General features: G+C 42.3%; 21 protein-coding genes. 3 read left to right on the forward strand and 18 right to left on the reverse strand.

Annotated features, from left to right (window positions below; all coding sequences use genetic code 11):
• Nucleotides 1-90 precede the first annotated feature (90 nt).
• Complete coding sequence (locus CXF88_RS21750) at nt 91-1,203, reverse strand: anhydro-N-acetylmuramic acid kinase (protein ID WP_101088838.1); 1,113 nt, start codon at nt 1,201-1,203, stop codon at nt 91-93.
• A 35-nt stretch (nt 1,204-1,238) separates the two neighbouring features.
• Complete coding sequence (locus CXF88_RS21755) at nt 1,239-2,777, reverse strand: peptidoglycan DD-metalloendopeptidase family protein (protein WP_101088839.1); 1,539 nt, start codon at nt 2,775-2,777, stop codon at nt 1,239-1,241.
• 125 nt (nt 2,778-2,902) lie between these two features.
• On the opposite strand from CXF88_RS21755, the gene tyrS reads away from it, so the two are divergent.
• Nucleotides 2,903-4,099 (forward strand): tyrosine--tRNA ligase, encoded by a 1,197-nt coding sequence (gene tyrS, locus CXF88_RS21760; protein ID WP_101088840.1) that lies wholly within the window; start codon nt 2,903-2,905, stop codon nt 4,097-4,099.
• 95 nt (nt 4,100-4,194) lie between these two features.
• On the opposite strand, the gene CXF88_RS21765 is transcribed toward tyrS, so the two are convergent.
• The 14 genes from CXF88_RS21765 to CXF88_RS21830 all read right to left on the reverse strand — a co-directional run bounded on the left by CXF88_RS21765 (nt 4,195) and on the right by CXF88_RS21830 (nt 20,184).
• Nucleotides 4,195-4,605, reverse strand: coding sequence for a nuclear transport factor 2 family protein (locus CXF88_RS21765; RefSeq protein ID WP_081430168.1), 411 nt, complete (start codon nt 4,603-4,605; stop codon nt 4,195-4,197).
• A 67-nt stretch (nt 4,606-4,672) separates the two neighbouring features.
• On the reverse strand, nt 4,673-5,299 hold the full coding sequence (locus tag CXF88_RS21770) for a trimeric intracellular cation channel family protein (RefSeq protein ID WP_101088841.1): 627 nt from the start codon (nt 5,297-5,299) through the stop codon (nt 4,673-4,675).
• Nucleotides 5,296-5,685, reverse strand: a complete 390-nt coding sequence (locus CXF88_RS21775) for a DUF2721 domain-containing protein (RefSeq protein WP_101088842.1) — start codon at nt 5,683-5,685, stop codon at nt 5,296-5,298. Before CXF88_RS21775 ends, CXF88_RS21770 begins: the two co-directional genes overlap by 4 nt.
• Nucleotides 5,686-5,883: 198 nt before the next feature.
• Complete coding sequence (locus CXF88_RS21780; protein ID WP_101088843.1) at nt 5,884-6,891, reverse strand: cobalamin biosynthesis protein; 1,008 nt, start codon at nt 6,889-6,891, stop codon at nt 5,884-5,886.
• An 84-nt stretch (nt 6,892-6,975) separates the two neighbouring features.
• Nucleotides 6,976-7,668, reverse strand: coding sequence for a 5'-methylthioadenosine/adenosylhomocysteine nucleosidase (locus tag CXF88_RS21785; protein ID WP_101088844.1), 693 nt, complete (start codon nt 7,666-7,668; stop codon nt 6,976-6,978).
• Nucleotides 7,669-8,000: 332 nt separating this feature from the next.
• Nucleotides 8,001-9,086: a methyl-accepting chemotaxis protein gene (locus CXF88_RS21790; RefSeq protein WP_101088845.1), complete on the reverse strand. Its 1,086-nt coding sequence runs from the start codon at nt 9,084-9,086 to the stop codon at nt 8,001-8,003.
• 217 nt (nt 9,087-9,303) lie between these two features.
• Nucleotides 9,304-10,116: a sterol desaturase family protein gene (locus tag CXF88_RS21795; protein ID WP_101088846.1), complete on the reverse strand. Its 813-nt coding sequence runs from the start codon at nt 10,114-10,116 to the stop codon at nt 9,304-9,306.
• Nucleotides 10,113-10,778, reverse strand: coding sequence for a CDP-alcohol phosphatidyltransferase family protein (locus CXF88_RS21800; protein WP_059744012.1), 666 nt, complete (start codon nt 10,776-10,778; stop codon nt 10,113-10,115). The genes CXF88_RS21795 and CXF88_RS21800 overlap by 4 nt, the downstream gene beginning before the upstream one ends.
• Before the next feature lie 167 nt (nt 10,779-10,945).
• A complete protein-coding gene (locus CXF88_RS21805) occupies nt 10,946-11,614 on the reverse strand; it encodes an ATP-binding cassette domain-containing protein (protein WP_242445222.1) in 669 nt (222 codons plus the stop codon).
• 2 nt (nt 11,615-11,616) lie between these two features.
• The gene (locus CXF88_RS21810) at nt 11,617-13,329 is read right to left on the reverse strand and encodes an ABC transporter permease subunit (protein WP_101088847.1); all 1,713 of its coding nucleotides are present in this window, start codon (nt 13,327-13,329) and stop codon (nt 11,617-11,619) included.
• A complete protein-coding gene (locus tag CXF88_RS21815) occupies nt 13,326-14,618 on the reverse strand; it encodes an ABC transporter substrate-binding protein (protein ID WP_101088867.1) in 1,293 nt (430 codons plus the stop codon). The genes CXF88_RS21810 and CXF88_RS21815 overlap by 4 nt, the downstream gene beginning before the upstream one ends.
• A gap of 115 nt (nt 14,619-14,733) precedes the next feature.
• The gene (locus tag CXF88_RS21820; RefSeq protein WP_101088848.1) at nt 14,734-15,627 is read right to left on the reverse strand and encodes a DUF547 domain-containing protein; all 894 of its coding nucleotides are present in this window, start codon (nt 15,625-15,627) and stop codon (nt 14,734-14,736) included.
• 100 nt (nt 15,628-15,727) lie between these two features.
• Entirely contained in the window at nt 15,728-17,881 is a 2,154-nt protein-coding gene (locus CXF88_RS21825; RefSeq protein ID WP_101088849.1) for a bifunctional TVP38/TMEM64 family protein/FAD-dependent oxidoreductase, read from the reverse strand.
• Between the two features lie 11 nt (nt 17,882-17,892).
• Entirely contained in the window at nt 17,893-20,184 is a 2,292-nt protein-coding gene (locus CXF88_RS21830) for a TonB-dependent receptor (RefSeq protein WP_242445228.1), read from the reverse strand.
• Between the two features lie 320 nt (nt 20,185-20,504).
• Here CXF88_RS21830 and CXF88_RS21835 point away from each other — a divergent pair, with 320 nt between their 5' ends.
• Nucleotides 20,505-20,918, forward strand: coding sequence for a hypothetical protein (locus CXF88_RS21835; RefSeq protein WP_101088851.1), 414 nt, complete (start codon nt 20,505-20,507; stop codon nt 20,916-20,918).
• 142 nt (nt 20,919-21,060) lie between these two features.
• On the opposite strand, the gene CXF88_RS21840 is transcribed toward CXF88_RS21835, so the two are convergent.
• Complete coding sequence (locus CXF88_RS21840; protein WP_242445223.1) at nt 21,061-22,989, reverse strand: cytochrome c/FTR1 family iron permease; 1,929 nt, start codon at nt 22,987-22,989, stop codon at nt 21,061-21,063.
• Between the two features lie 726 nt (nt 22,990-23,715).
• Here CXF88_RS21840 and CXF88_RS21845 point away from each other — a divergent pair.
• A complete protein-coding gene (locus CXF88_RS21845) occupies nt 23,716-24,384 on the forward strand; it encodes a flagellar brake protein (RefSeq protein WP_101088853.1) in 669 nt (222 codons plus the stop codon).
• Nucleotides 24,385-24,576: 192 nt separating this feature from the next.
• Here CXF88_RS21845 and CXF88_RS21850 read toward each other — a convergent pair whose 3' ends face one another.
• Nucleotides 24,577-25,983 carry an FAD-dependent oxidoreductase gene (locus tag CXF88_RS21850; RefSeq protein ID WP_101088854.1) on the reverse strand — a complete coding sequence of 469 codons (1,407 nt, stop codon included), beginning with the start codon at nt 25,981-25,983 and terminating at the stop codon, nt 24,577-24,579.
• Between the last annotated feature and the right edge of the window lie 5 nt (nt 25,984-25,988).

Raw genomic sequence — 25,988 nt, forward strand, 5'->3', positions numbered from 1 at the left:
CTTTGCCCAATTTCAAACGATTGGGCAAATTTGTGGGCATCATAACATTGAGGCCACAATTGCAAAAGTAAACCGTACATATTGGTGTGTTTATCTCGCTTTAAAGCGGCCACCTAATATAGCCGTGCGTGACGCACCCGTGACGGCCGGTAAGTTGGCGGGTAAATCATGGTGATAACGCATTGCTAGCCATGCAAAGGCAATCCCTTCAACCCACTTAGCATCAACACCTAAGGCGCTGGTAGTATCGACTTTATAACCGGGAACTAAAGTGGCTAGTCGCTGCATTAAGGCTTTATTTAACGCACCACCGCCGCAAACAAACAATTCGCCAGTCGGTGACAATTTATTAATGTCATTGGCAATACTGTGACAGGTAAGGTCAAGTAAAGTGGATTGAATGTCTTGTTGATCTAAATGGCTATAGTCAGCGAGTTGTTGTTCAAGCCAAGCTTGATTAAATAACTCTCTGCCAGTGCTTTTGGGATAGGCTAGTGAAAAATAAGAGTGTGATAATAGCTGCTTGAGTAAGTCTGGGTGGGTGGTGCCAGAATCTGCCCAGGCACCATCTTCATCAAAAGGTTGGTTTAAGTTTTGTTGAATAAAGGCATCGATTAAATTGTTACCTGGGCCAGTATCAAAGCCTAATACTTGCTCACTATTGCCGGGTAAATAAGTAACATTGGCAATGCCGCCAATGTTTAAAATAACTCTTGAATGACCAGACTGAGCAAACACTTGTTGATGAAACGCCGGAACTAACGGTGCGCCTTGGCCGCCAAGGGCGATATCTTTACGTCTAAAATCAGCAATAACATCGATATTGGTTTCAATGGCAATGGTGTTTGGATCGCCAATTTGCAAGGTAAAACCCATTTCTAAATTGGGCATGTGACGCACGGTTTGTCCATGTGAACCAATCGCGATCACCTCAGCGGCAGTCACTGTTGATTTTGCCAATAAGTGATTTACTGCCTGAGCAAACAATTTGCCGACACTGCGATCGAGCCTACCTAAGCGGTTAATTTCATCTGTTTCGGGTTGACATAAACGCTGTAAGCCTTTTAATAAATGTGCTGGAATGGCTTCTGTATGGCTGGCGATTAGCACAGGATGTTCGGCCGAAAAATCAACCAATACTGCATCTACACCATCCATGCTTGTGCCTGACATTAGACCGATAAAATACTCTGGCTTAGACATGAAGTGACTCTCTGTTAACAGCAAAAAACCGCTTATTAATTACTTGCCAATTGCTGTTGTTGATTTGATTTTAGTTGCGTCATCAATTGCTTGCTGAGTGCAGCGAATTTGTTCTTCTCTCTGCTATCAATTGGCATTGATTTAGGTAAATCGATGGTTCGTGGATTGCGATGAACCCCATTTACAATAAATTCGTAATGTAAGTGAGCGCCAGTGACTCGGCCTGTTTTACCTAGAGTACCGATTATTTGGCCTTGTTTAACCGTTTCACCACGGTTTACTTTGCGCTTAGTTAAATGCAAATACTTAGTGGTGTAGGTTTCGTTGTGCTTAATGAATACATAGTTGCCATTAAACTGGTTATAACCGGCCTCAACCACTTTACCTTTACCTGCCGCTTTAATCGGCGTGCCAATGGCAGCAACATAATCGACACCGCGGTGGGCTTTAACTTGGCCTGTTACCGGATGTAAGCGACGGGGGTTAAAATTAGAACTGACGTATTTAAAGTCTACTGGCGAACGCAAAAAAGCTTTGCGCATGCTACTGCCATTTTCTGAATAGTATTCACCGTCGGTATAACGTACTGCGGTGTAGCGTTCACCTTGGTTAATAAACTCTGCTGCGAGAATATTGCCATTACGCAAAAATTGACCGTCGGCGTATTCTTGTTCAAACAACAACGAAAAGTGATCGCCTTTACGAATATCTAGAGCAAAGTCGACATCCCAACCAAAAATATTGGCCAATTCCATAATGTGGTTACCAGACAAGCCTGCATCGGCAGCGGCATTCCAAAAGTTACTTTTGATATTGGCGCTAATAAACGAGGTGCGATTAACGACTTCTTTAGTGTTAACCGTTTCTTTGTATTGCTCATTGTGTTGACTGATAATTAATGTCGACACTTTATCCATGCGATAGGTTAATTCTTGTAATTCACCTTGAGCATTTTTACTGATGGCTATTTCTTCGCCCGGCATGATTTTTAGTAGATTCTTTTTCGCTAAGGGTAATTGGGTAATGTCATAAACATCTTTCGCGCTGAGTCCTGCACGGCTAAATAAACCGCCTAAGGTATCGCCTTTAGCCACTTCATAGTATTCAACGCTATAATCATCATTAGCCGCTTGTTGTTTTAATTTAGCTTTTTGAGTGGCAACTTGCTGATCGATATCATTGATCATGCCATCAATATCAGAGGTACTTGTTTGCAACATGGCAAGATGATGGGCAAACGCTTCATCGTCAGGGGTTTCGCCGCTGTTTACCTCTTCGCTATTATCTCGTGATGCAAGGGCATCATTTGATATGAAATCAATCGATTCATCTTCAGCGACACTGTCATTATTACCCGGTGGTGTTGGGCTGCGAAAGGCTAATGGAATATCATAACGTTTATTGGTTTCTATGTCTGATTTGTCAGCAGATTGACTTACCAGTTGGGTTTGTTTAGATGCTTGAGCGTCTTCCGATGGAAACATCAGAATAATTGTCGTTAGAATCACCAATAAAGATAATGTGATTTGATGTGCTTTTGGCAGCAATGTGAATAAAGTAAGAAGCTTTGCCATTGACTCTGTTACCAATTTCTCTCTTTCGTTATTATCGGCTAAGTGTACACTCTTTCATTTGCTGTGGCTAACAAGTAACATAGACCTCTTTATTTTTTGTGCAAGCCCTGGGAGTTGCAGTAGAGATGGCGAATTTAGATCAAGTATTGGCAGAGATTAAGCGCGGTACCGATGAGATATTACTTGAAGCGGATTTGCTTGAGAAACTGAAAGAAGGGCGTCCCTTACGCATCAAGTTAGGTGCAGATCCTACCGCTCCAGATATTCACTTAGGTCACACGGTCATCTTGAATAAAATGCGTACTTTTCAAGAGCTTGGTCACGAAGTGATTTTCTTGATTGGTGATTTTACCGGTATGGTCGGTGATCCTAGTGGTAAAAACAGCACCCGTCCGCCACTGACTCGTGAACAAGTGCTTGCTAACGCCGAAACCTATAAAGAGCAGGTCTATAAAATTTTGGACCCTGCAAAAACCCGCATCGAATTTAATTCTAGCTGGTTAGAGCCATTAGGCGCTGCTGGCATGATCCGCTTAGCATCACAGCAAACTGTTGCCCGAATGATGGAACGCGATGACTTTAAAAAGCGTTATGCATCAGGTCAATCGATTGCGATTCATGAATTTATGTACCCTTTATTACAAGGTTACGATTCGGTTGCATTGAAAGCCGATGTTGAATTAGGCGGTACAGACCAAAAGTTTAACCTGCTTATGGGTCGTGAACTGCAAAAATCTGAAGGCCAAAAGCCGCAGACTGTCATCATGATGCCATTACTTGAAGGGTTAGATGGCGTTAAGAAAATGTCTAAATCGGCGCATAATTATATTGGTGTGAGCGAGCCTGCCAACGAAATGTTTGGCAAACTGATGTCGATTTCTGATGACTTAATGTGGCGTTATCTTGAACTGTTGTCATTCCGTCCGTTAACTGAGTTAGCCCAATTCAAGTTAGACGTTGAAAATGGCACAAATCCACGCGACATCAAGATTTTGTTAGCCAAAGAAATCATTGCTCGTTTTCATGATGAAGAGCAAGCACAAGCGGCGCATCAAGCTTTTATCGACCGTTTCCAAAAAGGTGCCATCCCTGATGACATCGAAGAAGTGGTATTAGAAGCGGGCGACGGGTTAGCTATTGCTAACTTACTTAAAGATGCAGGCCTTGTGGGTTCAACCTCTGACGGTATGCGGATGATTAAGCAAGGCGCAGTTAAAATGGACGGCGAGAAGATTGAAGACAGTCGCCAAATTTTTAATGCAGGTCTTGAAGCGGTATTCCAAGTGGGTAAACGCAAATTTGCTAAAGTGATTTTAAAGTAATCACGGATGTTAGCGAATAAAAAACGGCTTATAATGTAAGCCGTTTTTTTATGTCTGAACCATGGTTAATTTATGGCTAATTTATACGTGCAACACTACTGAGACTCAAGTTGATCAGACATGGTTTGATAGTCCATTAAGTCCATTTGCTCAATTAAACGCTCAGTATTGTTATCAAATTTTAGTGTGGTGACACCTGGTACCGCAAGGTCGATAATTTTACCGGGTTTACCATATTGATCGCCGGGGCCTCGTAATCGATAACTGCCTATTATCACCACGAGAGAGCCGGTATTAAACATGTGTTCTACGTTTAAACGGTATTCTAATACACCTTCATGAGCCCGCTGTAAAAACGCAATAATATGCCGACCGCCAGTGTAAGTAGTATTGGCTGTTTTATCGTAAAATACCGTGTCGCGAGAGTAGAAACGACGCAGGACGGTATAGTCATGATCCGTAAGCGCTTCCATGTATTGCATCGCGAGTTGTTGTTCTCGTGGCATATCACCAATATTGGCTTTGCTCGGAAAGCTCAATAGCAAACAGCATAATATGAAGATTATTCGCACATTAAATTCTCTTTGTTTTCAAATCAAAAGCCGGTAAAGATAAGTGCCAGCGGATAGCACTCAGACGGATGATTAGCGTGCTGAACATAGCGATCAACATCGATGTCATGCTATCCATGCCGACAAATATGCTTAAGGTATAACAGATCCCTCCAACGATGGAAGCGGTTGCGTAAATTTCCGTTCGCAACACCATTGGAATTTGCCTACATAACAAATCTCGGATAATACCACCACCGACACCGGTTATTAATCCCATTACCACCGCGACCATACCAGATAACCCGAGTAATAAGGCTTTTTCCGCACCAATTACGGTAAATAGTGCTAAACCGAGTGCATCGGCAATAGATAATGAGCGTGGCGGTAATTTATGCGGTTTACGCACTAACACTAAGCAGGTTATTACTGTCGCAAGAATGACAAGAATATAGTTAGGATCGCGGATCCAAAAAACCGGTGTAGCACCTATTAGCGCATCGCGAATACTGCCACCGCCAATTGCTGTAACAGAAGCCAACACGATAACGCCAAAGGGATCCATACGATGTTTACCCGCGGCTAATGCTCCCGAAAGGGCAAATACCGCAGTACCACATAAATCAAAAAAGTAAATCCACTGACTCATTTACTTAACTCTTCAAGGTGAATAGTCAGAGCATCTACTGAAATACGGATCTCGATTACAGATAAAATTAACGAATACAATAACAACAATAAACTTAACCCAAAAACTATCGAACCAATTTGGTTAAAACCAACATAAATCAAAATCATACAAAACACACATAGGGCAAAGCTGCTGACACCGGCTTCTTGCATTTTTCGGATGATAATGATGCGTTGGCGTAAATTTTTAATTTGCTCGCCTTGCACTGGTTTTTTGTCGTTACTGAGTTGGCGGATTAATGCCGCTAATGAAAAAAATCGATTTGTGTAGGCCAATAGCAATAAGGAAATTGCCGGGAATAATAATGCCGGAGTCGTTAACGATACATGTAAGTTGTTCAACAAAGCGATATTCCTAAACAGGTTTTTAAGCAGACAATAATCAATTTTTTGTTATTTAAAAGGTTAATATGTTGTAAAAATGCAATGACCTTGTGATGTAATATCCTTATATTAACAAGCGAATATGACGCACAGACAAAATAGACAAATATTGATTCATAATTGCTAAATAATAGCCTGTTTAAAACAAGATTTATACGTTTAAAGTAATCTTAATCCTGTCCATATTAATGGCAATAATAACGTTAAGCTTATCCAAAATAGGTTCGCGGTTTGTGTCACTGTGATTGCCTGGCTTATGTAGCGATGATCTGGCAAGGGACCCGCTTTTACTTTCGGTAAATCGACCCGAATTGTCTTACCATTTTCGATAAATTGCTGGGGGCCACCAAGCTCTATCTTCAATAACTTAGCCGCTAACGCATAACTGCTGTAATGATTATTCAATTGATTTTTATTGGTTTGAGCTGATATTGGCTGCGAAAAAATAGACCTAATACCCAGTTGCCCAAACTGAATCGCTAACGAGCAATGCCATAATAAGGTTGGTATGAAAAAAATTACCCGATTGAATTGGCCTACAAAACTCGAAAACATATGAAAGTGTGGATGATATGGCGGCCAGCAATGTTCTAGTTGTCTTAACATCCGCACTACTAATGCCATGGTAGCGCCGCCTAAGCTAAAAAACAATATAGTCGCTAAGGTGCCGTAAATGGGAGTGGTAAAAAGTTTTTCAATGGTGGTTTTACTTAAACCGACTTCAGATAACACTTGAGTATTCTGACGTACCCATGGGGTGAGTAGTTGTTTTGCGTCTTGCTTATTACCGGTTTTTATTGCTGTAACGACCTTTTCAGCCACGGGTTTAAATGCTGAGTCGCATAAACAAAAATACAAGATGATTAGCTCAAAAAACCATGGGTAGGCGGCAAGGCTGAGTAAAAAACTGACGATAATCCCGCTAGGTACTATCAAAATAAGTGTGGCTAAAATCCCAGCGATAAGTTGTTGGCTCACAGCTCGGTCTGGGTGGTTAACCTTACTGGAAATTAATACCGCTAAACGGTTAAACCATAATAATGGTTGCAGCTCTCTAGGAATAGGAGCAAACCGAGCCAATATTAATGCGCAAAATAAAATACAACAGCTCTGAAGCAATCCGCCGTCTTGGCTCAGTAATTGAGGATTGAATAATTGATTGACCATAGAGACTCAATAATGTGCTGTTGTATTGTTTATGAAGCCTGCTTAGCTCGGCCCTATAGCGGGTCCGAGCTAAGTGTAGACCGATTACAGCTGTTGTAATAGCGCGATAACCATCATTGCTGAATGCATACCTGCTTTGATAATGTACGAGTCAAAATCAACGGGTGAGTCATTGTTTGCATTGTCTGATAGCGAGCGAATAACCACAAATGGCACGTTAAACTGGTGACATACTTGTGCAATCGCTGCGCCTTCCATCTCACAAGCTGCCATCGTTGGAAAGTTTTCACGCATGATTTTTGTGCGTACAGGATCGCAAATAAAGCTGTCGCCAGTACAAATTAACCCTTCAATTGCCTTAACTTCACCTAATTCAGCGACAGCACTTTTGGCCGCATTGACTAAGATGCTATCTGGCATAAATGCCGCAGGTTGCTGAGCCATTTGGCCAATTTCATAACCAAATGCTGTGACGTCTACATCGTGATGACGCACTTCTGATGAAATGACAATATCGCCAATTGCCAATGAATCGACAAAACCGCCAGCAGAACCGGTGTTAATCACATGGGTTGCGGCAAACTTTTCGATTAATAATGTGGTTGCAATACTGGCTGCTACTTTACCGATACCTGAGCGGGTCACAACCACGTCTTTACCGGCAATGGTGCCGCTAATAAATTCGATGCCAGCAATTGTTGTATGTACTGGTTCTACAATAGCTTGAACTAAATGAACAACTTCTGGCTCCATTGCGCCAATAATACCGATTTTCATGTGTAAACCTTAACTGAATAAGCAAATTCGAATGGGCGCTAATATACCATGAGCTCGATAAATTAGTGAAAACTGACAGTGATTTTATTGACCCATTAATTGGTTATTTGTGGCTAAACCTCGTGTTGATATTATTCTATTATGGCTAATTTAATCCATAGTAATTGGAAGTGATTGCTCTTTTTAACCTTAATTAATGACAGCACAATAACCTCAATCCAAGGCGCTAGCCTCAGGATTGCAGATTAAAGTGTCATTGACGTTATTTAGAGGGGAAATCATGCAACACGATATTATTTATTTTGTAGGCTCATGAAGTTGTGAGGTTAATTTTACTGCTGGCTTTGCGTGAGCAAATGATCGATTGCGCGAACCACATTGATACTGGCCTGTTCCATGGTTTCAAGATGAGCCAAAATAGTCGACTCATTACCCGACTGCATGGCTATAACAGCTGCTTTACCTGCACTGTGTACGGTTGTATGTGGTTGTTCGATAGTTTTAAAACTGGATAAACTGGCAAAATTTTGACCTTCGCCTTTGTAATACCATTTACCAAGTCTGCATTCAGTGTGGCTATTAACACTGGCATTTAGATCTTTATTTGCCAACACGCTGTATACATTACTTTTCCATACGCTGTGATCTAGTTTTACCGTGGTTAAGAAAGCAGTCATAGAGGCTTCTCCAATGACTCGTTTCATCACGCCTGAGCTTTGTAATACATCAGTCACCACTTGATCAATTTGTTCTGAAGATACAGCAATATCCCTAGAGCAAGTTTGGTTGGTAATGACTACATTCTTAATTTGTTCAGTTTGTTCAATAACTGTGGCGACTAATTTTTCAATATTAGCGCTGGCATCATGAGCATTACTGGCCAGTTGGCGCACTTCGCTTGCCACCACTGCAAAGCCACGGCCTGCATCACCAGCTCGTGCAGCTTCAATGGCTGCATTAAGAGCAAGTAGATTGGTTTGTTCAGAAATTTGCTGGATAGATGAAACTAAACTACTTATTCCATTAGCCGAAAGACTTAATTCTGCGGCAGTAGCCATGCTTTTTTCTGCATGGTCATTTAGATGCCCAGCTCGTTTTTTTAAGTTGCCAATCGCGACATGTGTTTGATTAAATAACTTATCTAATTCAGATAGCATTTGTTTTTCTTCGTCTAACTTAATTGAGTTTGCCAAGGTGGTGTCGCGAATATCATTGAGCATTGTTGCGCCCAGCAATTGTAAATTAGCGCGTGCGGTATCGTATTCAGATTGGCTATTAGAATGGTTTAACTGCTGGCTTAATTGCGTAATAGTCTGTTGTAATTGATTTAATTCATCTGAATGTTGCTGTTTATGAGTGACTAATTGGTGTTCTAAGTCGGCTATTTTAGTTTTCAAACCTTGGGTAAAACCGATCATAGTATCTTTATCCTTTAGCAATATATTAATAATATTTTGATAAACTATCATCGATTAATCAAGTGCTTCAGCAGTCACATATCACAAAAATGCATAATAAATACTTCTAACCTTTGACCTTTAACCGTACCAAGTCCTATTTATAAATTAAATAAGATCGTAGTATTATTCTGTTTATTGCTTAATCATTAGTGCTGGTAAAAATCAACGTAAACCGTTATTTTTTATGGGTAAACGGCATCCATAGCAACCCTGTTAACCAAGCGTTTTGTTTCGCGTTTTGGTATTCAATTAATCCTATGTCGATATCCTCGTCTGCTTTACTGGCCTTAGCAGAATAAGTACCAAATAGACGATCCCACCACACAATACTAAAACCAAAGTTGCTGTTGGTTTCGCACATTATTTGGCTGTGATGAATTCGGTGCAATATTTGAGTTACTAATACGGTTCTGACGACGCGTTCTAGCCTTGGTGATAGTCGGATATTGGCATGGTTAAATATGGCTAAACCATTTAATAAAATCTCAAATAAGATCACTGCACTGGCTGGTACCCCTAGTAGGATGATCGCTAATGCTTTAACCCCAATGCTGGCGATAATTTCTAGTGGGTGAAATCGCAACGCAGTCGTACTGTCGACATGAACGTCAGCATGATGAACTTTATGTAATCGCCACAATAATGGGACACGATGAAACAGCCTGTGTTGCCAATAAATAAGCAGGTCTAATAACAATAAGCTTATGGTGATGCTAGCCCAATCAGGTAATGCAATATAATTGAACAGTCCCCATTGTTGTTGCTGACAGTACAGTGCAATACCTGCTAATCCTATTGGTAATACCATTCGGGCTGCTATTGCTGAAATAACCAATATACCGATATTGCCTACCCAACGCGTAGCTGGTTTCGGTGCGTTGGCTCTATTGGGCAAATGCCTAGCAGGCAACCAAAACTCCAGTAGCAGCATGATTATCAATATCGTTAAAAATGCCCCGAGTCGAATGGATGAAATATCGTCCATCATGTTGATTTACCTCGTTGAGATTGATTAACTGAAGTGTTTTTTTTCACCGTATGATTTTTCAGAGTGTGATAGCCACCATGTATACGGGTGAAAATGGTAATTGCGCCTAAAAATGCAAAGCTATAGGCAAGTTCTGGGAAATAAGCCGGCCACAAACAAAATGCGACAAAGAAGGCGATGGTTTCGGTGCCTTCAGTTAAGCCGTTTAAAAAGTAAAAGCTCTTATTGGCAAATTGTGGTCGAGGCAGATTCAGCTTTTCGGCCGGTATGGCAAAGGCTAAAAAGCTTGAGCCTGTGCCAATGAATACGGTTAACAACACTGCCGCGGCTAAGGCATTTTCATTAGGGTTGGCCAAGGCGAATCCTAGCGGAATGGCCGCATAAAACAGAAAGTCGACACAAATATCTAAATAGCCACCTGCGGCACTGGTGTGTTTTTGGTGGCGAGCAAGGGCGCCATCGAGTCCGTCGATAATCCGATTCAGTGCGATAAAAAACAAGGCGCCATACCAAAGTTGTAATGCCAGTAACGGCACTGCCAGCATGCCTAAACCGAAACCGACTAATGTGAGCTGATCGGGATGGACATTCTTTTTGTCTAGTAGCAGCACAACTGGGGCTAACAGTGGCTTTATTACTGGGGTGATAAATCTATCTAGCATGATGTCATTCCAATTAATCTCTTGATTATCTTTTCAATTTTTTAAAGTCGCGAGTTTGTTATGTCACGACTTATCTATTTTTTAGCTATCTGTGTATTACCTACATCAGTACAGTTGATTACAGTACTTTCTATTTGAGTAGGGTTTTAGTCATTTAGTACCACAACTCAAAGTGAGATGACTTTACCTTGAGCGGCATCGGCATCTGTTTGATCGTGAGTCACCATAATGGCAGGTAGCTGATGCTGGCGTATTTGATCAAATACTAATTGTCGGGTTTCTTGACGTAACTGACTGTCTAGCTTACTAAAGGGCTCGTCTAATAATATGGCTTTGGGTTGGCTAAGCAATACCCGCAGCAATGCCACCCTAGCTTGCTGACCGCCAGATAAACTTTGCGGGTCACGTTGTTCTAATCCACCCAGACCCACTAGGGTTAACGCTTCACTAATTGCGGCTTGTCGCTGTGCTTTGGGGCTTGGCGGCATGGCAAAGCCGATGTTTCCTGCCACGGATAAATGCGGAAATAATAATGGGTCTTGGTAGAGCAAACCAATATGGCGTAGATGACTGGCTGTTGTGGTGATATTTTGGCCGTTTAAATGCAACTGACCTTCAGCACTAAATCCCGCTGGCAACATGCCAGTTAACCAGTTTAATAGCGTTGATTTGCCGCTGCCAGATGGGCCCATAATAGTCAATATTTCACCGCCACGAATGGTCGCGCTTAATGATAATAAGCTTTGTTGCTGGCGACGCAAGATCAGCCCATCAATGGTGAGTTCTGATGTTGAGGTGGTATTTGAGCCGTTGGCTGTACTCACGAATGTTTGCATTATTATCCTTGTTGGTGGCGTTTGACTAACATTTTTGGCAATAGCCAAGCCAGTAAAAAACCTAAAGCTGGGAGGATCATTTGCATTAACGCATATACGGCACTGATCCTGCGGCTTCCACCATTGGCGAGCGAAACGGCTTCAGTGGTAATGGTGTTGATGCGTCCACCACCAGTGAGTAAGGTTGGTAAGTATTGGCTAAAGCTAATGGCTAAACCTAATGCGCAAGCAATGAATATCGGCCCAATTAGCATGGGCAGTTTAATCCGGAAAAATATTTTTGCTTTGGTGGCCCCAAGACTGGCCGCAACAATACTAAAGCGTGGGTCTAAACGACGATAGCTACTGGCCAGCGATAAAAACACATAGGGTAATACAAATAACAAATGGGCCAGTACCACATTGATAAAGGTGTGTTGACTGTTTACTTGCTCAAGTAACCACACCAAACCAAATAAAAACGCGATACTTGGAATAAGCAAGGGCAGATAAATTAATACACTGCCCAGCAGCGATAGCGGTTTTCCGCTGTGCTGCTCTGCTTCTAAAGTGAGTAAGGTTAAGGTTATCGCTAGGGCGGTTGCGCAGAGGGCAATCAGTACCGTGTCGATAAGTGGCGTGTGCATTTGTTGCAATGCCGTTTGCCAGTGCAGCATTACAAATTGTTGAGGCAAGGCATCAGGGAAATGCCAAAAGCCAGCAAAAGACCACAGCAGCATTCCCACTAATGCCAAACCTATGATGGTCAACATTAAGGCGGTGATGACATGGGTTATCTTTTGGATGATAGCGCCGCCGTATTCGCGCTGGCCATTGGTTAACATCGATTGAGCGAATCGACTCACCAAGCGTTCCAGTAACCACCAGCAGGCTAATACGAATAACGTCAGTTGAATTTGTAATATCGCCCCCGCAGACGCTTTGATCCGTAAACTTAAATCCACGTCATGAAACCACTGCATAATCGCTACAGCCAATGTCGGCGGATTGTTGGGGCCTAAAATTAATGGGATTTCTACACTGGCACTGGCGTAGGCCAATACTGCCAATATTGGCAAGCGTAAGTGAGGATACAGGCTTGGCAACACCACTTTTAAAAATGCTGTCATTGGGCAATAACCTAAACTCAATGCCACTTTATGTTGCGCCCGTAGTGTTTGCCCAAGGTCGGGTTGTGCTAATACGCCTAGCGCCATCAGTAATAAAAAAGGCAGTTCTTTTAAGGTCACGCCTAGAATAATACTCAGTCCCATCGCATCGTGTGGATATAGCCAATCGGGTGGTGCATCCCAACCACTTAACCAAGGTGAAACTAAGCGAGACAACATGCCAGACGGGGTGATAAGAAATCCAATAGCAATGGCTGCAGCAGCATGAGGGATAACCAGAATAGGTCCTAAAAGGCGTTGAATATAACCCAGCCACGGACTGTTAAAGTAACTTGCTAGGATCAATATAGTGATTAAAAAGGCCAACAAGGTACTCACCAAGCTGGTGGTGATACTCAATAACGCCATGTGGCCAATGCCTGGTGTTTGCCATAATTGCTGAAAACCATTCAAGCTAAAATGGGTTTGATCCAGTGCTGGGATCCAGCCAAACGCAGGCAGAATAACGCCAATTAACCCACCCAATACAGGGATCAGTAACAAAGCCATCATCATAAATGGACTGAAGCGCACAATTGGATTGAACAGCTTGGCTATAGTGCTCATTGCATCACTCCATAGCGTTGTAACCATAGCTTTGTAATAACCTTACTCCAACTTGGATCTGGCTCGCTTAACGCTGGGCTGATTGCTTGGTTAGCAATAGTGGCACTGGGATGTGACTGAGCGGGTGGCTCAAACCAAGTCTGCTGTTCGGCAGTCAGCTTTGATAGTGCTAACACGCTGGTGTCGCCCCATATATTCGCTTGCTGTTTGTGTGCTTGCGCTTGTGGGCTCAGTAAAAAGTTAACCACTAATTTAGCGCTGTCCAGGTGAGCGGCATTATAGGGAATAGCTATAAAATGAATATTGCTCAAACTACCATCTTGCATGCGATAACTGCGGCTACTGTCGGGTAATTCAAAACGTGCAACCGCTGCGGGTATCTCAGCGGCTGAAAAGGTAAATGCTAGAGCAAGTTCTCCATCGCCGATTAAGCGGCGAAGCTCCATGCCGCTAGACATAAAGTGTCTACCTTTGCGCCATAAATGCGGATGTAGTTCATCTAAATATTGCCACAATACCGGTAATAGCAAAGCCTGGCTTTGTGTTGTTGCGGGTTGATAAAGCAAATTTTTAATCGCTTCAGGCTGTGAGTTGTTCAGTACAATTAAGGCGTACTTTAAAAAGCTGGTGGCTAAAAAGTCAGGCGGTTTAGGGTAGGTAAATCGGCCTGGATGCTGTTTGGCCCATAAGCTTAATTGTTGTAAGGTTTGCGGTGGTGATGTGGTCATTAGGCTGTCATAGTAAAAGGTCAGCGCAGCTTTACCCCATGGCGCTTCCATCCCTTGTGTTGGCACGCCAAAGTCACGGGTCATCGCAGGGTTATTGTCTGGGTCGGTTAAACCAAAGTTGGGTAATCGATCAACCCAATTTGGCGCGAGTAGCTGATGTTTGGCCATGGCGGCAAAGTTTTCACCGTTAATCCACACTAAATCGACTTGACCTTGATGATCATTGTTTGCTGATTTTTCGGCCAATACTCGGCTGACCGCTTCGCTGGTGTCGGTGAGTTTTACATGGTGTAAATTGATTTGATACTGCTGCTTAACTTGCTTCGCGGCCCATTGAATATAACGATTTATTTGCGGGTCGCCACCCCAAGCATGAAAGTACACATCTTGATTAGCGCCTCGAGATTCAACCTCTGGCCATGATGACTTTGATGTTTGTGATGTTTTAACTGATGCTTGAACTGATGTTTGAGCAGACTCGCGGATTGATGTTGATGTTTGAATTCGTGCTGACGGCTTGTCTTCAACATTTACAACACCGTTGCTAGATGCATTAGCCATACCAGCCCAAAGACTAGCAGTAAGCAAAAAAGCACTAAGCCCAAAGCTTACTGCAACCTGAGATTTTATAAGATTGCAGTAAAAGGCTGTGCTAACGATATGCTGCCAGCGTAAATTAGCCAGCAACATTAAGTGACCAGTCATAATCTAAAAATTCAATATCAAGTTGTTGTTTTGCTGCTGCTTGACGTTGTGCTGGCGTAAGTGTCAGAACACCTTTATCACTATTAGAATAAAGCAGTAAAAACGCTTCAATCGAATGAGTGTTACGAAATCCTTTGGTAAAGTCATCGCCATACCATTTAAAAATAGAAGACAAATACAGGCTGTCTCCCTTGGCATAATTTCGGCTGCTATCGGCAAGAAAACGTTCAGTTTGCTCGGTTAATTGCAGCTCGAGTTTAGCACCTGTATAGGCTTCTTCGCGCAGTGCAGGGCAACCAATACTGGCACAGTTTACCGCGAAGTGGATCCTTGGATCGTTGTAACGATCACTACCACGTATGAGTTTGTGTTCAATATCATTGAGGCTACGGGTTTTACCCAATAACGGAATAAAACTTTTATCCCAAGGTGAGCTAAATAACCCGCCTAGGTCTTTAATTGATTCGAGGTCAGGATATTTAGTTAAGATAAGCTCAACTGTCCACGCGTTGTAAGCATTGATTAGAAATGCTAATTGCGATGCTTTGCCCCAAGCATCAAACTCTGCTTGGGTTATCAGACTTAATTGGTTGAGGTAGCCAGTCAATATGGTTCGATCTTGTTGTATCGCAGCGTAATCTACCGCGCTACTGTGACCTTGATTAATCGGTTTTACATGACGGCTGAGTAAGGTATTCCACTCATCATGTAGTACCATTTTTGTCTGGCTCTGCACAAGATGATTAGCATCAGAAAGTACCTCTGATTCATCGACCGCCGCAATAGCCGCATTATTGGTAAGCAAGCTCAACAAAAGACCAATAGTCAGTAAAAATGATTGAGTAAATCGCGTTAATATTTTCATTATCTGAGACCTATTTTTAAGATCCATCTTTATGATTCTAAAGATAAGGCCCAATTTCGTGAGCCTTAGCTAAGTGAACCTGAGTTATTTCTCTGTCAGGTTAGCCACGACGCCATGTGTGGTATTTTTCTAACCAGCGCAATACAGTTTCTGGTGCATGGTTACGCTTCCATTCACCTGCGGCGTACTTGTTGCCTTCGGCCCATGTTGGGTAACTGTGAATTGTGCCTAAAATCTTGTTAAGCCCTAATCCGTGTTTCATCGCCAATACAAATTCAGCAATTAAATCACCAGCGTGTTCAGACACGACCGTTACACCTAAGATTTTATCTTTACCTTTAGGGGTAATCACTTTAATAAACCCTTCGGTAGCGCTGTCGGTAATGGCGCGATCAAGCTCGGCAAAATCAAAGCGAGTGACCTCATAATCAATCCCTTGCTGTTTGGCTTCATATTCATTAATACCCACACGAGCCACTTCTGGATCGATAAATGTGGTCCATGGAATGACGCGATAGTCGACTTTGAATTTTTTCAAGTGGCCAAACAGTCCATTGACTGCCGCGTACCAGCCTTGATGCGCTGCTACGTGAGTAAATTGATAAGGCCCAACAATATCACCTGCCGCATAGATATTTGGGTATAAGGTTTCTAAGTATTCATTGGTGACGATAGTGCGGTTTGTTTCAATGCCTAACTCTTCTAAGCCGTAACCACTTAAGCGAGCACTACGACCAACAGCACATAATAGTTGGTCGTACTCTAACGCTAACTCTTGCTCTTGATGCTTAACGATAAGGTATTTTTTACCGTCACGCAGTTCGCAGCGCAGCGCTTGGTGTGAGGTTAAAATATTCACGCCACTTTTTTGCAAGGCTTGGGTGGCAAACTCAGACACTTCAAGATCTTCTTTGATCATGATGCGCTCAGCCATTTCAACTTGAGTCACTTGCGATCCTAAACGGGCAAAGCTTTGTGCCAGTTCAGAGCCAATTGGGCCGCCGCCTAGTACCACTAATTTTTGTGGTGCTGTATCGAGTTTTGCAAACTCGTCCCACAAGGTATCACTGGTAACATAACCGACTTCTTCTATGCCTGGTAACGGTGGCACAAACGGGCGAGCACCTGTAGCAATGACAATGCTGCGCGCGGTTAAGCGACTGGTGTTACCGTCTGGGTGGCTAATTTCAACTGTCCATGGGTCAACTAATTTTGCATAGCCTTTGACTACGTCGACACCTAAGTTGGTGTAACGCTCAACACTGTCGTGAGGAGCAATATCGGCAACCACTTGATGCACGCGCGCCATGACTTTTTTAAATGAAAATTCAGGAGTGCTGTCTTCTAAGCCGTAATGATGGGCGTTTCTTATTTGCTGAGCAATTTTAGCGCTTTTAATAATCGCTTTACTCGGCACGCAGCCATAGTTTAAGCAGTCGCCGCCCATTTCGCCGGCTTCAATTAAGGTCACTTTAGCTTTTACTGCGGCAGCAATATAACTGGTTACTAGGCCACCAGCACCTGCGCCAATCACAATCATGTTGCGATCAAATTTAGCTGGCTTGGTCCATTTGCTGTATACACGACGTTTTTTAATCATGTTAACAATACCTTTTGCAATAAGCGGGAATAAACCTAATAGTGCAAACGACAGGATAAGGTTAACCGATAAAATGTTCGATAAGCTGTCAATTTGTGCCAGCTGAGTACCGGCATTAACGTAAACAAAGGTACCCAAAAACATACCGACTTGGCTTACCCAATAGAAAGTCCACGATTTAAAGGCGGTCACACCCATCAGCATGTTGATTAAAAAGAACGGAAATATTGGTACCAAACGTAAGGTAAATAAGTAAAAGCCACCTTCTTTTTCAATTCCGGCATCAATGGCCGCTAAGCGCTCTGGAAAACGTTGTTTAATTGAATCACGCAACAGATAACGCGACACTAAAAATGCCATTGTTGCGCCAATACTCGAAGCAAACGACGCAATAATTAATCCTTCGACGATGCCGAATAAGGCTCCCGAGGCGATGGTAAGAATCGCGGCACCAGGTAAAGACAATGCGGTCACGGCCACATACAATAAAAAGAACCCGCCAATAACTAACAATGGTGACTCTTCACGTAATTGACTAAAGTCATTCATTGAGCCTTTTAGGCCCTCTAAGGTCAGTAATTGATGCAAATCAAAGTGGAAAAATAATCCCACTAATGATGCAGCAATCAGTAATAACACAATTTTTTTAAACATAATTTATAGCCTTAAAATGAATGCTGTAAGGTAAGGGTAGCGTTAACAGGTAGTTCAGGAAAAACCAATGTTGATCCGAAATAACCGCCTTCAAACACCGGACGCCAGTTCTTTTGGTTAGTCACGTTATTCACATCCAGCCTTAAACTTGTTTGCTCGGTAAAATCATAGCGAGTGTTAACGTTAAGCGTGTATTGATCGCGAATATACACAGTCGCTAAATAGTCTAATGGGTAACTCTTGGTATATAGACCGGAGAAACCAGCTTTCCATTTCTCAGTAATCGACATTCCGCCATTAATTGTGAACGTTTGTTCAGGAAGGCCTTGTACACGGCGGTCAGACGCTGCAAATGAAGCGAAGTTTGGTGCGCCAATACCTGTGCCAGCAATAATGTCTGGGCGTGAATTATCAAATGTATCGGCAACTTGTACCGTATCTTGGCTACTGGCTGAGTCATCATAACGGGCGTCTAAATAACTGTAGCCCGCGCTTAACCAAAACGGGTCAGCATCATAAAAGGCTTGGGCTTCAAAGCCTTTAGTGCGAATGCCGGTATTGCTGCCATCACGATTTCGTAGACTGCGTTTTTGGTCAAACACTGCCGCATCAACATACCAAGCACTGTCCGTGGGTGAGTACTTAATGCCCACTTCAGTCAGGGTATTTTCGGTGGCAAAGTTTTGGCTACTAATTTGGTTGTTGGCACCTAATGTGGTGCCGCCAGCCATGCTGTTTGAGGTTGATTCGTTATAACTGGCACTGGCATAGGTAGTGATATCGTCACTAAGGCGATAGCTCAAACTGACTTGGCCAGATTCAAGCATTTCACTTATTGAATCGCTGGCTGCAACTTGCCCTTTTGGAGCAATGGCATCACGCGCATCTACATTATAAAAATCGGCACGATAACCTACGCTGGTCGAAAACTTATCTGTCCATTGGCTGTTATGTTGAATGGCTAGACCGGTTTGCCAGCTGGTTGAGTCAGTGGTGTCAGATAATGAAAAATCGCCGCTGCCATCTGCATTGGTATCGTACTGCGCACCGGGGGACACAAACACACCAGGGCGCAGTTCAACTAATCGACCTTGTTGCTCAGCAGTAAGCGGAATACGGCGATTTTCAATGGGGCCAGTTAAATCGATAGGTAAGTCAGCTTCGGTGGTAAATTGACTGTAACCTAACACTTTGTTGTAGCGGATATCCACCGCAGTAATGGTGCTTTGAGCATCGCTCCATTTATAGGCTAATTCAACTCTGTTTTGTGCAGTATCTGCACCATCAATAATTTCAACAAAACTATTTTGAGCAATTTCTTCACGTTCTAAATGCTGATAATAGGTAATGTTTTTAAAAGTCGCTTTATCGCTTAACTCACGCACATAAGTACTGTGAAGTAAGAAGGTTTGGGCGTTATTGATATTGTCTGGGTCGGTTAATACTTGGCTGCGATCTATCTCAACTAACCCTGTTGGCGATACGATAGCATTGGCGCCAGCAATAGTACTGCCGTTAGGTTGTACACCTTGACCTGTAACGTATAAACCGTTGTCGATTAATGCTTGAGTTGGACGGTTAATCCCCGCGTTGTCGGTAAACTCAACATCATAGTATTCGACATTAATGTCCCAGGTGCTGGCATCGTCTGGCAGTAAACGAAATGCCACAAAAATACTGTCGCTTTTAAAGCCTGAATAATCGTAGTAGCTGCCATTATCGATATGTTCTGCACTTAAGCGAACACCGCTTTGATTGGCGACAATGTCAGTGCCAACATCTATTTGAGCTCGGTAATGATCCCAACTGCCGCCAGATAGGGTGAGCTTATTAAATTGCTCGTCAGTAGGCGCGACTTTAGAATGTATGTTAACAAATCCACCGTTACGTTGGCTGGTGCCTAATAGCACTGGCGGCGCACCTTTTACCACATCAATTTGCTCGACAGCGTTAAATGACATGGGGACACCAAAGCCATTGTTGCCCGCTTGGCGACGCACACCGTCTTGATATAACTCACCTAACTGACCACGAATAGTGGGTAGGCTTGATGCGCCAAAGCCGCTGGCTGAATAACTGTTTGGGCTGACTTTTTGTATGTCAGATAAATCAGTGATGTTGAGCTGTTCAATCATTTCACTGGTGATAGGCGTAACCGAACGTGCGATATCTTTCAATGCTATTCCATCACCAAATGGGCCATCTACAGTGCTGTTTTTAGGTGACATGCCTTTATCGTTAATCGCTTTACCTGATACTTGAATGACTTCAATAGATTCAGGTTTTTCGGCTGCTGTAGCCATTGATGACGTTATTGATGAGTACAGGGCTAGGCTAATAGCGAGTGCGGTAAGTGAACGATTAGGATAACGATAAATAGGCATAATTTTTTCTGCTGTAATGAACTTGGTGAAAGAGACCTTGTTGTTAACAAGTTTATTTCAATCATGTTATGCCAATTTTAATTGTGTTAGATCTAAATGGCATAACTGCTAGTGCAACATAGTTGCGTTTTACTCGGTCAATTAACGGCTGATGATTTTCAGTAACAGTCAGTTTAGCTTATTTAGACGGTCAACAGACCCTAGATGATGTTATTTTATATATTTTTTAAGGAATTAAGATGCAAACATCAATTAGCAATGATACTCAGAAAAAACTGCAGTGGTCGTTACTTTCTTTACGCTTAGGCGTGTTTGTGGTGATGCTGGTATGGACATTAGATAAGTTTGTCAATCCTGGCCATAGTATGAAGATTTTCGAAAAGTTTTATGGCATCGGCGGAATGAGTGAGGTTGCTGCTTATGTTATGGGCGCACTGCAATTAGCCTTAGTATTTGCGTTTGTATTAGGTATTAAAAAGCGTATTACTTACGGGGTTATCTTTCTGATGCATGGCGCTTCAACATTATCGGCATTTAATCTATATTTTGATGCATTTAATAATTTATTGTTTTTTGCAGCATGGCCAATGTGGGCCGCGTGTTTTGCGTTGTACATGTTAAGAGATGAAGACACTAAGTTTACAGTGAAATAAATTACTAACGATTTATCGACACAAAAAGGCCAGCTAAATATATTTAGCCGGCCTTTTTATTAGACGCTCAATGTTAAACGCTCAATGTTAAACGCTAATGCTAAGCGTTAAGCACTCAAGGTTTAGTTGTCAAAGCTAAACCTTATTTTGTGTCACGATTACGGATAACCAAAAAGCTAAATAACACTACAATCACCATTTGCGTACTCAAGCCTTGCCATGTTGATGCTATACCTAACCAGCTAATCGACACATCTATAGGGAAGGGAGTAAGGCTAATTACTGCTGCTTCTTGTAACGCTGAAATCCCTTTTCCTGCCAAGATAAACGCTAAAATAAGCATGAAGTAAGAACTCACCGCAAAGAAGCGGGCTAATGGTAATTTAACTGAGTAGCGCATCATTAACCAAGCAATCACCGCTAAAATAGCCATACCTGCTAGCAAGCCGTAAACCAAGTAACTGACTTGTTCATTGCTGCTGGCAGAGCCTATGGCTTGTGTCAGTAATGATTGATAGAACAAAATCGTTTCAAAGACTTCACGATAGACCGAAATAAATGCCAGCCCAGTGAGACCCCATAAGGTGCCAGTGTTTAAATGGCGGTCGACATTATTTTTAATGTAACTTTGCCATTTGGAACCTTGGGTTTTACTGTGCATCCAATAACCAACATAAAACAACACCAAAGCGGCTAGCAATGCCGCGCCGCCTTCCATTAACTCCCTTGAGGCTCCGCTAATGCTAATTAGGTTATCTGCTGCCCACCAGGTTAATACGCCAGCAGCGAGTGCTGATATCCAACCAAAGTGAACAAATTTAATCGCATCTTGACGTTCGGTTTTAATTAACACTGTCATTAAAGCAATGATAACGAGCAGTGCTTCTAATCCTTCGCGTAGCAGGATGATTAATGCAGCCGAAAACATGGCGTTATTCGATAGTGATTGCCCTGTTAATAGGGTGTCGGCTTGGTCTAGTTGAGCCAATATGCTGGTCAACTGTTGATTTACCTGGCTGTCCTGTCCTGCTGTTTTTAGGATGTTTCTAAAATTAAGCAGCTGGCTTTCGATTGATTTACGTAAACTACTGTCATGAGCATCTAAATTGTTTTCAATTAATTCAAAACCGTCGAGATAGGCGCTCACTGCTAAGGTTTGTGCTTGAGCAAACTCATTGGCTTTATATGCTTTTACAGCAGCCTGTAAGTTAGTACGCGCGACTGAAATAGGTGAGTCAGCATGTTGAAACAGTCGCTCAGGTTGTGAGCGTAGTAATGATAATTGGGTTTTATCAATTCCGACATTTTGCTGAATTAACTGGGTTGGATTGCTATTGACCCACTGTTGTAATTCAATATTCGCATCATGCTTGATGTGCTCCGTGGCAGTAGCTGTTGGCTCAAAAGCTAAACTACCTACATAGAAAGCCAGTGACCAACGCTGTTGATCATTTAACTCACTAAAAGCACGCATAGCACTGCCATCTAAACCGTCGGAAATCGCATCGTAAAGTCCCAATAATGAACGATTCATTGCTCGATCGTGATCGGTGAAATTGGTTGGCTCTGGTGACAATGATTTTGCCAGAGGCCCATCGCCTTGGCCTAAATCACCATGACAGGTCGAACAATTTTCGATAAACAGCTGTTTAACATGGTCTTTGGCTAATAGCTGTGTTGGTAACACTAATGCTGGAGACTGGCTTAATAACTGGTTACGTATTTTTTGGCTAAGCCCTTGAATAACATCCAGTGATGTTTTTTCTGCAATGGCTTGCTGTAATTGCAATGCATCGGCTGTTAATGAATTTGGCACATCATTGGCGAGCAGGTTAGTTTTTTCGATAATGATGCTAGCAAATTGCTGCATTTCAGCAAATTCATCAGGATTAGAGATACGACCTTCGGTCACCGCTTCTGAGTAATCAACACCAATGTATTCAGCTAATTGAAGAATTTGTCGTGTTTGTTTTAAGAGATCTTGCGATGTCTCTGGTGATATCTCTTGTGACGAGACTGCCGGGCTCTGTGCCCATAAAGAAGTTGAAAACACCGAAGTAATGACAATCAATAGGCATCTATTGAAGACCGAAGATGTGAGCTGTTGTCGCCATAACGTGAAGCTGCTTAAGAAAGTATTCAAGGTATTGCCTTAATAGGAATGAAGGAATTATTCTTTAAACTAAATTAAATAAATGATAATGATTTCTATTCTACTTTCTTGCTTGAGGCTAATCAATCACTCTGAAGGCTTGTTAGATAATACTGTCAGTGTAAAAAGCGATTTGAGATGAGATTGTTGACCATGGATAATTATGTCGAGACAGCATTCAAATAGATATTGTCTATTTATAACAATTAGATAATTGTTATATTGGTACCATATAAGCATTAGCCTTGTGCCTTGCTGATATACAATAGTCAGTATTAATTATTGCTGTTTGGTATAAGTGACCTTAGATGTTTATAACTGAAGGTTATGAAACAGCCTTTGTGCTGTTATCTGCATTTTATGGACTTACTGTAGGTTAACGATTGATGTGCTAATACGTATTATTAATAAAATACATGCCAAATTTGCTATCATAATTTCGACATCAGCCAGTCTCGAAATAATTATCCATGGCCGCTAATGATTTTTGTATCGATTGCTCAGGCTTGAGGTTAGCTAGGATTAGCACTACGCTAGTTACTAGCAAACTAAACCTGATATGTTAATGTTATTAAGTGTTATTGGAGTAGATAGATTGATAGAAATGAGGTCCATTATGATGAGTAACACTATGGTAAATAACCAATGACAACGCCAGTAAGTGCTTCGTTGTATGCTGATCTTCGCCTAATTGACATAGGTATGGAATTGTTTATTGAAATTCATTTTGCCAATGGTAAAACAGTGCAGTCACGTTCGAGCTTAATTGGTTATCAGGTTGGGCGGTTTATCTTGATTGAGTATCCCAATAAAGGTTTTTCTGAGGCTTATCAACATATGCTAGTGAATGCTGAAATTGTGGTAAGGGCGATGACGAATAGTGGTTTTAAAGACATTATTGCTTTTAAGTCGACCATATTCTCTGTGGTTAATCAACCGATTAGAATGCTGTGCCTTAGTGTGCCTAAAACCATCATCAAGAAAAAAGTCAGAGAGCAGTTGCGAGTTAATATCGAGCAAGAAGTGTTTATTATGCACAATGACAATAAAATCAGTGCAAAAATGCTCGACTTTTCTTCTACTGGCTGCTTACTGACGGTAGACGCCAAAACGGTGAATATTGAACAAGGCGAAGAGATACATGTGGCTATCTCTATTAACACTGATCTTTCAGGGATCTTAACGGGTAGCATGGTCAAAGTTCAAAACATTGAAGGTGTATTGAATATTGGGGTGAAATTTTCAGATGAGCATCCACAATTAAAAGATAATATTTTCAGCTATTTTTTAGTCAGTTCAACTACAAAATCATGACCCTAAGTGAATCCTAGTTGTGGGCTATCCGTGTGAATCATCGTCCTTAAAAAAGATAAAAAAAAACGCATCAAAAGATGCGCGAAAATTCACAAGCAAACACGGTATTACAGCTTTTATTGTTAGTCTGAAAGTAGGCTAAAGGTAAGCTACCTTTAGCCTGTCTTTAGCCCTATATAGGCTAGCAAGCTGTTAATCTAAATAGTTTAAAATGCCTAATGCAGCATCTCGTCCTTCTGCTATAGCCGTTACAACGAGGTCAGAACCTCGCACCATATCACCACCGGCAAACACTTTAGGGTTAGTGGTTTGAAAAGGGTTGTTGTCGGTTTTCTTGGCCTTAACTAATCCCCATTCGTTGGTTTCAATGCCAAAATCACTAAACCAAGCAGCAGGGCTCGCTTGGAAACCAAAGGCGATAATCAGCGCATCGGTTGCTAATACTTGTTCACTACCAGCAATGATTTCGGCGCGTTGACGTCCACTAGCATCAGCTTCACCCATTTGAGTTTCAACACATTCAATCCCGACTACTTGACCGTTTTCAGCTTTAATTGCCACTGGTTGACGATTAAATAAGAAGTTAACGCCTTCTTCGCGCGCATTTTGCACTTCACGGCGAGAGCCCGGCATGTTGGCTTCGTCACGACGATAAGCACATGTCACGCTCTTCGCGCCTTGACGAATGGCTGTACGCACACAATCCATTGCAGTATCACCGCCGCCCAACACCACCACATCTTTACCTTCAAGGCTTAGATAGGGTGTAGCGTCGTCTTGAGTACCCATAATGTGATGAGTATTGCCAATAAGATACGGTAGCGCTTGAATCACGCCTTGAGCATCTTCATTGGGCAGTTTAGCTTTCATGGCCGTGTAAGTACCCATACCCAGAAAGACAGAATCGTACTCGTCTAATAGGCTTTGAAAACTCACATCCTTGCCGACAGTTACACCCATTTTGAATTGAATGCCCATGCCTTCAAGCACTGAACGGCGAGTGGCCATAACATCTTTATCAAGCTTGAAAGAAGGGATGCCATAAGTGAGCAAACCACCAATTTGTGGGTATTTATCATACACCACGGCTTGCACACCATTACGAGCCAACACATCAGCACAGCCAAGACCCGCAGGACCCGCTCCAATAATGGCAACACGCTCTTTACGTGGCGTCACATCCTTCATGTTTGGGCGCCAGCCTTGGGCAATTGCAGTATCGGTAATGTATTTTTCAACACTGCCAATGGTGACCGCACCAAAGTCGTCGTTTAAGGTACAAGCACCTTCGCATAAACGGTCTTGTGGGCACACCCGGCCACATATTTCTGGCAGAGTATTGGTTTCATGCACCAAGTCTGCCGCTTCCATAATGCGACCTTCTTCTGCCAGTTTTAACCAGTTTGGAATGTAGTTATGCAGTGGGCACTTCCATTCGCAATACGGGTTACCGCAGTCAAGACAGCGATCGGCTTGTTGTTTTACTTCTGGTTGCGTAAACGGCTGATAAATTTCAATAAATTGTGTAGCACGTTTTTTCGCTTCAAGTTTAATGGGGTCTACTCGACCCACTTCTATAAATTGAAAGTCATTGCTCATAATAA

It is taken from the genome of Shewanella sp. ALD9, from assembly GCF_002836315.1.
In the GTDB taxonomy this organism is placed as follows: Bacteria; Pseudomonadota; Gammaproteobacteria; order Enterobacterales; family Shewanellaceae; genus Shewanella.

What these genes read in the sequence shown, in the direction of transcription:
- CXF88_RS21750 (WP_101088838.1), bottom strand. Translation starts at nt 1,203, where the DNA reads ATGTCTAAGCCAGAGTATTTTATCGGTCTAATGTCAGGCACAAGCATG.
- CXF88_RS21755 (WP_101088839.1), bottom strand. Translation starts at nt 2,777, where the DNA reads ATGGCAAAGCTTCTTACTTTATTCACATTGCTGCCAAAAGCACATCAA.
- tyrS (WP_101088840.1), top strand. Translation starts at nt 2,903, where the DNA reads ATGGCGAATTTAGATCAAGTATTGGCAGAGATTAAGCGCGGTACCGAT.
- CXF88_RS21765 (WP_081430168.1), bottom strand. Translation starts at nt 4,605, where the DNA reads ATGCCACGAGAACAACAACTCGCGATGCAATACATGGAAGCGCTTACG.
- CXF88_RS21770 (WP_101088841.1), bottom strand. Translation starts at nt 5,299, where the DNA reads ATGAGTCAGTGGATTTACTTTTTTGATTTATGTGGTACTGCGGTATTT.
- CXF88_RS21780 (WP_101088843.1), bottom strand. Translation starts at nt 6,891, where the DNA reads ATGGTCAATCAATTATTCAATCCTCAATTACTGAGCCAAGACGGCGGA.
- CXF88_RS21785 (WP_101088844.1), bottom strand. Translation starts at nt 7,668, where the DNA reads ATGAAAATCGGTATTATTGGCGCAATGGAGCCAGAAGTTGTTCATTTA.
- CXF88_RS21790 (WP_101088845.1), bottom strand. Translation starts at nt 9,086, where the DNA reads ATGATCGGTTTTACCCAAGGTTTGAAAACTAAAATAGCCGACTTAGAA.
- CXF88_RS21795 (WP_101088846.1), bottom strand. Translation starts at nt 10,116, where the DNA reads ATGATGGACGATATTTCATCCATTCGACTCGGGGCATTTTTAACGATA.
- CXF88_RS21800 (WP_059744012.1), bottom strand. Translation starts at nt 10,778, where the DNA reads ATGCTAGATAGATTTATCACCCCAGTAATAAAGCCACTGTTAGCCCCA.
- CXF88_RS21805 (WP_242445222.1), bottom strand. Translation starts at nt 11,614, where the DNA reads ATGCAAACATTCGTGAGTACAGCCAACGGCTCAAATACCACCTCAACA.
- CXF88_RS21810 (WP_101088847.1), bottom strand. Translation starts at nt 13,329, where the DNA reads ATGAGCACTATAGCCAAGCTGTTCAATCCAATTGTGCGCTTCAGTCCA.
- CXF88_RS21815 (WP_101088867.1), bottom strand. Translation starts at nt 14,618, where the DNA reads ATGGCTAATGCATCTAGCAACGGTGTTGTAAATGTTGAAGACAAGCCG.
- CXF88_RS21820 (WP_101088848.1), bottom strand. Translation starts at nt 15,627, where the DNA reads ATGAAAATATTAACGCGATTTACTCAATCATTTTTACTGACTATTGGT.
- CXF88_RS21825 (WP_101088849.1), bottom strand. Translation starts at nt 17,881, where the DNA reads ATGTTTAAAAAAATTGTGTTATTACTGATTGCTGCATCATTAGTGGGA.
- CXF88_RS21830 (WP_242445228.1), bottom strand. Translation starts at nt 20,184, where the DNA reads ATGGCTACAGCAGCCGAAAAACCTGAATCTATTGAAGTCATTCAAGTA.
- CXF88_RS21835 (WP_101088851.1), top strand. Translation starts at nt 20,505, where the DNA reads ATGCAAACATCAATTAGCAATGATACTCAGAAAAAACTGCAGTGGTCG.
- CXF88_RS21845 (WP_101088853.1), top strand. Translation starts at nt 23,716, where the DNA reads ATGACAACGCCAGTAAGTGCTTCGTTGTATGCTGATCTTCGCCTAATT.
- CXF88_RS21850 (WP_101088854.1), bottom strand. Translation starts at nt 25,983, where the DNA reads ATGAGCAATGACTTTCAATTTATAGAAGTGGGTCGAGTAGACCCCATT.